We start from the raw sequence: 6,679 nt of genomic DNA, 5'->3' as shown, positions 1-6,679 counted from the left end.
GATATATATTACCTGAGAGAAAGTTTTACCCCTCACCTGTCAATTCACTCACTGGAAATTTAATTATGAAATTACCTGTAAAGTTATTAATGAGCCTTATATCTCTGGTCAGCGTTATTGCACGTGCCGGGGAATATAAAAATTACAGCCGGGATGAAATAAAATACTGGCGATATACATCATACAAGGGGGGGAAACTTCCGGAAGGTTTCACTGATGAGAAATTTTCCAGCGCCATTTACAACGGAAGAATATTTACAATGAAACGTTTACATACCCTTATGTTATTTCTGGCGGTTCTGTTCACGGGCTTTAACTTTAACGCAGAAGCGGCTACCGTAAAACAAGCTCTTAGTTGTAACCCGGAAGCCTGGGCTGAACAACCTGGAGCGTGTCCATCAACGTACGAGTTGTACGAAGGTGACGCTACCTACAAAGCCGCTATCGACAAAGCATTAAAACCGGTCGGACTGAGCGGCATGTTCGGTAAAGGCGGCTATATGGATGGCCCTGGTGGAGGTATCACGCCAGTAAACATTAACGGTACAGTCTGGTTCCAGGGCGACGGTTGCAAAGCCAATACCTGCGGCTGGGACTTTATCGTAACACTCTATAACCCAAAAACCCATGAAGTTGTTGGCTACCGTTACTTTGGTTTAGATGACCCGGCCTACCTGGTTTGGTTCGGTGAAATTGGCGTGCATGAATTCGCGTATCTGGTGAAAAACTACGTAGCTGCGGTTAACTAATTTAAGGAGTCTATCATGAAAACTTTTATCAAAACTTTACTCGTTGCTGTAACTATTCTGTTCTCTGTCTTCGCTACTGCGAAACAAGTAAAACTGCCAAATAACATCAAATACGTTAATACTACAGAAGCGTTTTCCTGTACCGAAATTGACGGTATGAATTGCCAGACAAAGAATCAGTTCAACTATAAAGATAACAGCTATGTTTTCGTGCTTGAACGTGGTGGTGCCTGGTGCTACGACTACACTGTCTCGGTAGTTAACCTGAAAACCGGGAAAGCACAAATGATTGAATACGGGGACAATCAACTGTGCTCAGGTAGCAACAAACCGTTCTTCGAAATCAAAAATGGCGTACCGACGGTAGGAGTCATCGACACATCCGGAAAACCTGTCGTTGTAGCCCAGGACAAACTTAAAATCTAAGGAGTAAACCATGCGTTTCTCTGCACATTATTAATATCAAAGGTAAATACAGCCCCAGCCATTGTTACCGGAAAGCCGCTTAATGCGTGGCTCGCCAGTGAAAGGCCTCTCAGACAATAAACCTTATTCATTTCACCCGTCAGGCCGCGTCTTCTCCGGGAGACGCGGCTTTTTTCATTTATTGCACCAGTAAATCTTAACCACCGATAAGGAGCAAAGTATGCGATTAGCAAGTCGTTTTGGTTATGCTGCAAACCAGATACGCCGTGACCGTCCGCTGACACATGAAGAACTGATACGCCATGTACCCAGTATTTTTGGGGAAGACCGGCACACCTCCCGCAGTGAACGGTATGCGTACATTCCCACCATTACCGTCCTGGAAAATCTGCAGCGGGAAGGCTTTCAGCCGTTCTTCGCCTGCCAGACCCGTGTGCGCGACCCGGGCCGCCGGGGATACACAAAACACATGCTGCGTCTGCGGCGGGCCGGAGAGATAAACGGAGAACATGTCCCTGAAATTATTCTGCTCAACTCTCATGACGGTACCTCCAGCTACCAGATGCTGCCGGGTTACTTCAGGTTCGTCTGCCAGAACGGGTGCGTCTGTGGCCAGTCTCTGGGGGAAGTACGTGTTCCGCACCGGGGAAATGTGGTGGACAGAGTCATTGAAGGGGCTTACGAGGTGGTGGGCGTGTTTGACCGGATAGAGGAGAAGCGTGATGCCATGCAGTCGCTGGTCCTGCCGCCACCGGCACGCCAGGCGCTGGCACAGGCGGCACTGACTTACCGTTATGGTGACGAACATCAGCCCGTCACCACCGCCGACATTCTGACGCCGCGACGCCGGGAGGATTACGGTAAGGACCTGTGGAGCGCATATCAGACCATCCAGGAGAATATGCTGAAAGGCGGGATTTCCGGTCGCAGTGCAAAAGGAAAACGTATCCATACCCGGGCCATTCACAGCATTGATACCGACATTAAGCTCAATCGCGCATTGTGGGTGATGGCAGAAACGATGCTGGAGAGCCTGCGCTGATGCCGTTTCCCTGAGTGAGGGAATCATTCAGCTTTCGTTCCTGAAAAACACACATTTATTTGTTATTTAAGGAGTTATCTCATGAAAACCGTTTCTCAGAATACCCCCACAATTTATTCAGCTACAACACCAGAGAATAATCCGCCTCAGTTGGTTGCCAGCCTCGTCCCTGATGAACAGCGCATCAGCTTCTGGCCGCAGCATTTTGGCCTCATTCCACAGTGGGTGACCCTGGAGCCCCGCGTCTTCGGCTGGATGGACCGTCTGTGCGAAGACTACTGCGGTGGTATCTGGAATCTGTACACCCTGAACAACGGCGGGGCATTTATGGCACCCGAACCGGATGACGATGATGACGAAACATGGGTACTGTTCAATGCCATGAACGGTAACCGCGCAGAAATGAGCCCGGAAGCCGCCGGTATTGCCGCCTGTCTGATGACGTACAGTCATCATGCCTGTCGTACGGAGAATTATGCCATGACGGTCCATTATTACCGGTTGCGGGATTACGCCCTGCAGCATCCGGAATGCAGCGCCATTATGCGCATCATCGACTGAATGGAGAGAAGCACAATGCAACAACTTTCCTTTCTGCCCGGAGAGATGACGCCCGGCGAGCGCAGCCTCATTCAACGGGCCCTGAAAACCCTGGACCGCCATCTTCATGAACCCGGCGTGGCCTTCACCTCCACCCGTGCAGCACGGGAATGGCTGATTCTGAACATGGCGGGACTGGAGCGTGAAGAATTCCGGGTGCTGTATCTGAATAACCAGAATCAACTGATTGCCGGTGAAACCCTCTTTACCGGCACCATCAACCGCACGGAAGTCCATCCCCGGGAAGTGATTAAACGCGCCCTGTACCACAATGCCGCTGCCGTGGTGCTGGCACACAATCACCCCTCCGGTGAAGTCACACCCAGTAAGGCAGACCGCCTTATCACGGAACGTCTGGTACAGGCACTGGGCCTGGTGGATATCCGGGTGCCGGACCATCTGATAGTCGGTGGCAACCAGGTTTTCTCCTTTGCCGAACATGGTCTGCTTTAACCCTTCACAACCACATCACACCTGTTTTCACTTTTATCTTCTGTCTTCAGAGGTATCCCATTATGAAAATTATCACCCGTGGTGAAGCCATGCGTATTCACCAACAACATCCGACATCCCGTCTTTTTCCGTTCTGTACCGGTAAATACCGCTGGCACGGCAGTGCTGAAGCGTATACCGGTCGTGAAGTGCAGGATATTCCCGGTGTGCTGGCCGTGTTTGCTGAACGCCGTAAGGACAGTTTTGGTCCGTATGTCCGGCTGATGAGCGTCACCCTGAACTGAGTGGGAATTCTGATGAGCAGAATTATCGCCACTACCGGACCATTCTTAGCCGATTTTCTGTAAGGATTTTATCGTGTCAGACACACTCCCCGGGACAACACTTCCCGACGACAATCACGACCGCCCCTGGTGGGGGCTGCCCTGCACCGTGACGCCCTGTTTCGAGGCACGTCTGGTGCAGGAGGGTAACCGGTTGCATTACCTTGCCGACCGCGCCGGTATCAGAGGCCTGTTCAGCGATGCAGATGCGTACCACCTGGACCAGGCCTTTCCGCTGCTGATGAAACAACTGGAACTCATGCTCACCAGTGGTGAACTGAATCCCCGCCATCAGCATACCGTCACGCTGTATGCAAAAGGGCTGACCTGCAAAGCCGATACCCTCAGCAGTTGTGGTTACGTTTATCTGGCTGTTTATCCGACGCCCGAAATGAAAAATTAACTCTCCAGAATAGCCTTCTGCTACGGCCTGGTGTTTTCACCACGCCACTTTTCCATTTTTATATCTGCATATCAGGAAAATCTTCAGTATGAAAACATTACCTGTATTACCCGGGCAGGCGACCAGTTCTCGCCCGTCTCCTGTTGAAATCTGGCAGATACTGCTGTCCCGACTGCTGGACCAGCACTATGGCCTCACACTGAATGACACACCTTTTGCCGATGAACGTGTGATTGAGCAGCATATTGAGGCAGGCATTTCACTGTGTGATGCGGTGAACTTTCTCGTGGAAAAATACGCGCTGGTGCTACCGACCAGCCGGGATTCAGCGCCTGTACCCGCTCTCAGTTAATAAACAGCATCGATATCCTCCGGGCTCGCAGGGCGACCGGCCTGATGACCCGCGACAATTACAGAACGGTAAATAACATTACCCTGGGTAAGTATCCGGAGGCGAAATGATGACACTGGAAGCCGACAGCGTTAACGTACAGGCGCTGGATATGGGGCACATTGTCGTTGACATTGATGGTGTTAATATCACTGAACTGATTAATAAGGCCGCTGAAAAAGGTTATTCACTCCGCGTGGTGGATGACCGTGACTCTACCGAAACACCGGCAACTTATGCCAGCCCTCACCAGTTGCTGTAAGACAATGCAGTGATGCAGGGTATAGTGCCATTAACCACAGAAACAGCACTGTTGTCCTGTATTAAGCAGGCAAGAGAAGATGTCCTTACCCTGCGCCATCTGCAGCTTCTGCACCAGAACCGGTGAATCTCACTCAACAGGCTTCATTTCCCCTGACGCCAGCCTGAATACAGCTGGCGTTTTCATTTATAAACAGAAAGGAAAACCGATAATAATGGAATGGACGCCCCGACCATGAAGCAACGGTAGGATATTACTGATAAACCTTCCAGTGGAGGTGCGTTATGGCCGTTTTAACGATTAGCATTGACCTGACAAAAAATGAATTCCAAATCCACGGTCTGGGTAGGAACAGAAAAATCTAAGCTCAGAAAACGGATTAAAGTAAGCGTCAACGGAGCACCGTATTGACGCTTATTTATTGGTGAGAACTACGTTCCATGGCAGGAGTTCGTCAACACGGTTGGAGGGCCATTCCGGCAGTATGCTCAGAATATGGCGCAGATACGCTTCCGGATCGATACCGTTCAGACGGCAGGTGCCTGCTTTTCCGGCAACAAGCAGGAATCTCAGCGCTGAAGCAGGAATTAGAGGTAAAAACGCCCTACCGGGCCATGAATCACCCGGTCATTGGAGTAGTAACCAAAGCAGATTTAGCCAGCATGGAACAAATATCTTTGGTGAAAAGTTGGTTACGGGAAGCTGGAGCGCACAACGTGTTAGTAACCAGTGCAGTTAATAACAATGGAGTTACAGAACTTTTTGCCTTGCTGCATACAGAAGAAGGCTGTTGTTAATTTCGATTGGTTCTCAGATGAGAATGATGACGGTGATACACAGATAAGAATCAATGAGCAATGAGGGTTGCCGGGCAACCCTCATTGAATAAAACGGGAATTACTTCGCTTCGCCGTTTTTCATTTCGCCCATAGCTTTCAGCTTTTTGGAGATATCGCGGCGTTCTTTGGAGAGCTCGGCATTTTTGATGATGTAATCGTCAACGCGATCTTCATAGTCACCTTTCATGCTGGCGATGATGCCCTGGATTGCTTCAACGCTCATCCCTGGCTTGATGTAATCGCTCAGGTTGTCCAGCAACAGGACGCGCTTCTGGTTGTCACGGATCTTTTTCTCAACGTCCTGAATTTCACGTTGCAGTTTGTTCTTACGACGGAACAGACGAACAAATTCCAGTACGTCCTGGAATGAAGGCTTGGTAGTTTCCATTTTTATACCCCTGATAATGTGAGAGTCGGATTCGTTTAAGCAACCGCTATTCGTTAGGGCCAACATTACTCATAGCTGCCGCAGATGACAATGCTTTTATCCCTTTTCACTATCATACCCTTTATCCTTGCTGAATCGAAGCAGCAGCAAGATGATTCTGAAGTTCAGGAATTATTTGCGCAAGGCCCGGCAAATCAGATTCGATAGCAACTCAAGCTGATGTGCCGTTTCCATGTTCAGCCACACATAACCATAGATTGGTGTTTCCACAACCTTCAGGTCATGGTGGTTATCGAGCAACTGACGCAGCTCTTCCACAGCATCGTTCAATTTTTCCGTATTGGCAAAAACCGGCTGCGGATTACCTTCGTACAGCGCATGAACAAGGCTCAGCAGTATTTGCTGCATCATGTGCTGGGTATCACGAAGTTTTTGCGCGTTCAATAACACGAAATGGCTGGGGCGCGTGGCCCAGTACGCATTGATTTGCAACTCCAGCATACAAACCAGATTGCGGTTAATGGTCTGGATACCTTCATATATCGATTTGGGAATACGGGTTTCTTTGCTGGCGGGCGCAATCAGCCCACGCATTTTCACGGCATCGGTCAGCAGTTTTTGTAGATGGCTTTCCAGACGTGGGCGTTCGAGTAAGTTCGGTGAGAATGCAGATTGATAGATACTGTTATGGCCTGCAAGTTTTTTCCTGGTCCGGTTTCCCGGATTGCAGGCATGCCAGACACAGCGCCGTCAGGCGCTGTTTTTTTCATCCCTTCCGCGATTTTTACGCCGCTACCGGATTA

Annotated in this window: 10 protein-coding genes and 4 pseudogenes; 11 read left to right on the top strand and 3 right to left on the bottom strand. The window is 49.7% G+C overall.

The features are described from left to right. Window positions 1–65 precede the first annotated feature (65 nt). The 10 genes and pseudogenes from E0D98_RS20215 to E0D98_RS20165 all read left to right on the top strand — a co-directional run. Window positions 66–749 (top strand): hypothetical protein, encoded by a 684-nt coding sequence (locus E0D98_RS20215; RefSeq protein WP_000775500.1) that lies wholly within the window; start codon window positions 66–68, stop codon window positions 747–749. A 15-nt stretch (window positions 750–764) separates the two neighbouring features. Next, window positions 765–1,175 (top strand): hypothetical protein, encoded by a 411-nt coding sequence (locus E0D98_RS20210; RefSeq protein ID WP_000846713.1) that lies wholly within the window; start codon window positions 765–767, stop codon window positions 1,173–1,175. 220 nt (window positions 1,176–1,395) lie between these two features. Further along, entirely contained in the window at window positions 1,396–2,217 is an 822-nt protein-coding gene (locus tag E0D98_RS20200; protein ID WP_001593466.1) for a DUF932 domain-containing protein, read from the top strand. A gap of 81 nt (window positions 2,218–2,298) precedes the next feature. Next, window positions 2,299–2,778, top strand: a complete 480-nt coding sequence (locus E0D98_RS20195) for an antirestriction protein (protein WP_000860076.1) — start codon at window positions 2,299–2,301, stop codon at window positions 2,776–2,778. A gap of 15 nt (window positions 2,779–2,793) precedes the next feature. Further along, the gene (locus E0D98_RS20190; RefSeq protein ID WP_001186773.1) at window positions 2,794–3,270 is read left to right on the top strand and encodes a RadC family protein; all 477 of its coding nucleotides are present in this window, start codon (window positions 2,794–2,796) and stop codon (window positions 3,268–3,270) included. Between the two features lie 62 nt (window positions 3,271–3,332). Next, entirely contained in the window at window positions 3,333–3,554 is a 222-nt protein-coding gene (locus tag E0D98_RS20185) for a DUF987 domain-containing protein (RefSeq protein ID WP_000692323.1), read from the top strand. A gap of 73 nt (window positions 3,555–3,627) precedes the next feature. Next, window positions 3,628–3,996 (top strand): type IV toxin-antitoxin system cytoskeleton bundling-enhancing antitoxin CbeA, encoded by a 369-nt coding sequence (gene cbeA, locus E0D98_RS20180; protein ID WP_032240993.1) that lies wholly within the window; start codon window positions 3,628–3,630, stop codon window positions 3,994–3,996. 88 nt (window positions 3,997–4,084) lie between these two features. Next, a pseudogene (cbtA, locus tag E0D98_RS20175) lies at window positions 4,085–4,458 on the top strand (type IV toxin-antitoxin system cytoskeleton-binding toxin CbtA). Then, window positions 4,455–4,649: a DUF5983 family protein gene (locus E0D98_RS20170; RefSeq protein ID WP_000988599.1), complete on the top strand. Its 195-nt coding sequence runs from the start codon at window positions 4,455–4,457 to the stop codon at window positions 4,647–4,649. Before cbtA ends, E0D98_RS20170 begins: the two are co-directional and overlap by 4 nt. Before the next feature lie 45 nt (window positions 4,650–4,694). Next, window positions 4,695–4,775 (top strand): annotated as a pseudogene (locus tag E0D98_RS20165) (hypothetical protein); the annotation flags it as partial. 288 nt (window positions 4,776–5,063) lie between these two features. Here the strand turns inward: E0D98_RS20165 and E0D98_RS20160 are convergent. Then, window positions 5,064–5,210, bottom strand: a pseudogene (locus tag E0D98_RS20160) (transposase domain-containing protein); the annotation flags it as partial. 53 nt (window positions 5,211–5,263) lie between these two features. Between E0D98_RS20160 and E0D98_RS20155 the strand changes: the two are divergent. Beyond that, window positions 5,264–5,446 (top strand): EutP/PduV family microcompartment system protein, encoded by a 183-nt coding sequence (locus E0D98_RS20155; protein ID WP_001016348.1) that lies wholly within the window; start codon window positions 5,264–5,266, stop codon window positions 5,444–5,446. A 100-nt stretch (window positions 5,447–5,546) separates the two neighbouring features. On the opposite strand, the gene E0D98_RS20150 is transcribed toward E0D98_RS20155, so the two are convergent. Together E0D98_RS20150 and E0D98_RS20145 are read right to left on the bottom strand one after the other, a co-directional pair. Then, window positions 5,547–5,876 (bottom strand): DUF496 family protein, encoded by a 330-nt coding sequence (locus E0D98_RS20150; RefSeq protein ID WP_000450409.1) that lies wholly within the window; start codon window positions 5,874–5,876, stop codon window positions 5,547–5,549. 171 nt (window positions 5,877–6,047) lie between these two features. After that, a pseudogene (locus E0D98_RS20145) lies at window positions 6,048–6,566 on the bottom strand (hypothetical protein); the annotation flags it as partial. Between the last annotated feature and the right edge of the window lie 113 nt (window positions 6,567–6,679).

This window comes from Escherichia sp. KCJ4928, from assembly GCF_004352695.1.
In the GTDB taxonomy this organism is placed as follows: domain Bacteria; phylum Pseudomonadota; class Gammaproteobacteria; order Enterobacterales; family Enterobacteriaceae; genus ECMA0423.
The sequence above is the reverse complement of the archived record's forward strand: the minus strand, read 5'-3'. Positions and strand labels throughout refer to the sequence as shown.

Excerpts from the sequence above, each read along its gene's own strand:
- E0D98_RS20215 (WP_000775500.1), top strand. The coding sequence starts at position 66 with ATGAAATTACCTGTAAAGTTATTAATGAGCCTTATATCTCTGGTCAGC.
- E0D98_RS20210 (WP_000846713.1), top strand. The coding sequence starts at position 765 with ATGAAAACTTTTATCAAAACTTTACTCGTTGCTGTAACTATTCTGTTC.
- E0D98_RS20200 (WP_001593466.1), top strand. The coding sequence starts at position 1,396 with ATGCGATTAGCAAGTCGTTTTGGTTATGCTGCAAACCAGATACGCCGT.
- E0D98_RS20195 (WP_000860076.1), top strand. The coding sequence starts at position 2,299 with ATGAAAACCGTTTCTCAGAATACCCCCACAATTTATTCAGCTACAACA.
- E0D98_RS20190 (WP_001186773.1), top strand. The coding sequence starts at position 2,794 with ATGCAACAACTTTCCTTTCTGCCCGGAGAGATGACGCCCGGCGAGCGC.
- E0D98_RS20185 (WP_000692323.1), top strand. The coding sequence starts at position 3,333 with ATGAAAATTATCACCCGTGGTGAAGCCATGCGTATTCACCAACAACAT.
- E0D98_RS20170 (WP_000988599.1), top strand. The coding sequence starts at position 4,455 with ATGATGACACTGGAAGCCGACAGCGTTAACGTACAGGCGCTGGATATG.
- E0D98_RS20155 (WP_001016348.1), top strand. The coding sequence starts at position 5,264 with ATGAATCACCCGGTCATTGGAGTAGTAACCAAAGCAGATTTAGCCAGC.
- E0D98_RS20150 (WP_000450409.1), bottom strand. The coding sequence starts at position 5,876 with ATGGAAACTACCAAGCCTTCATTCCAGGACGTACTGGAATTTGTTCGT.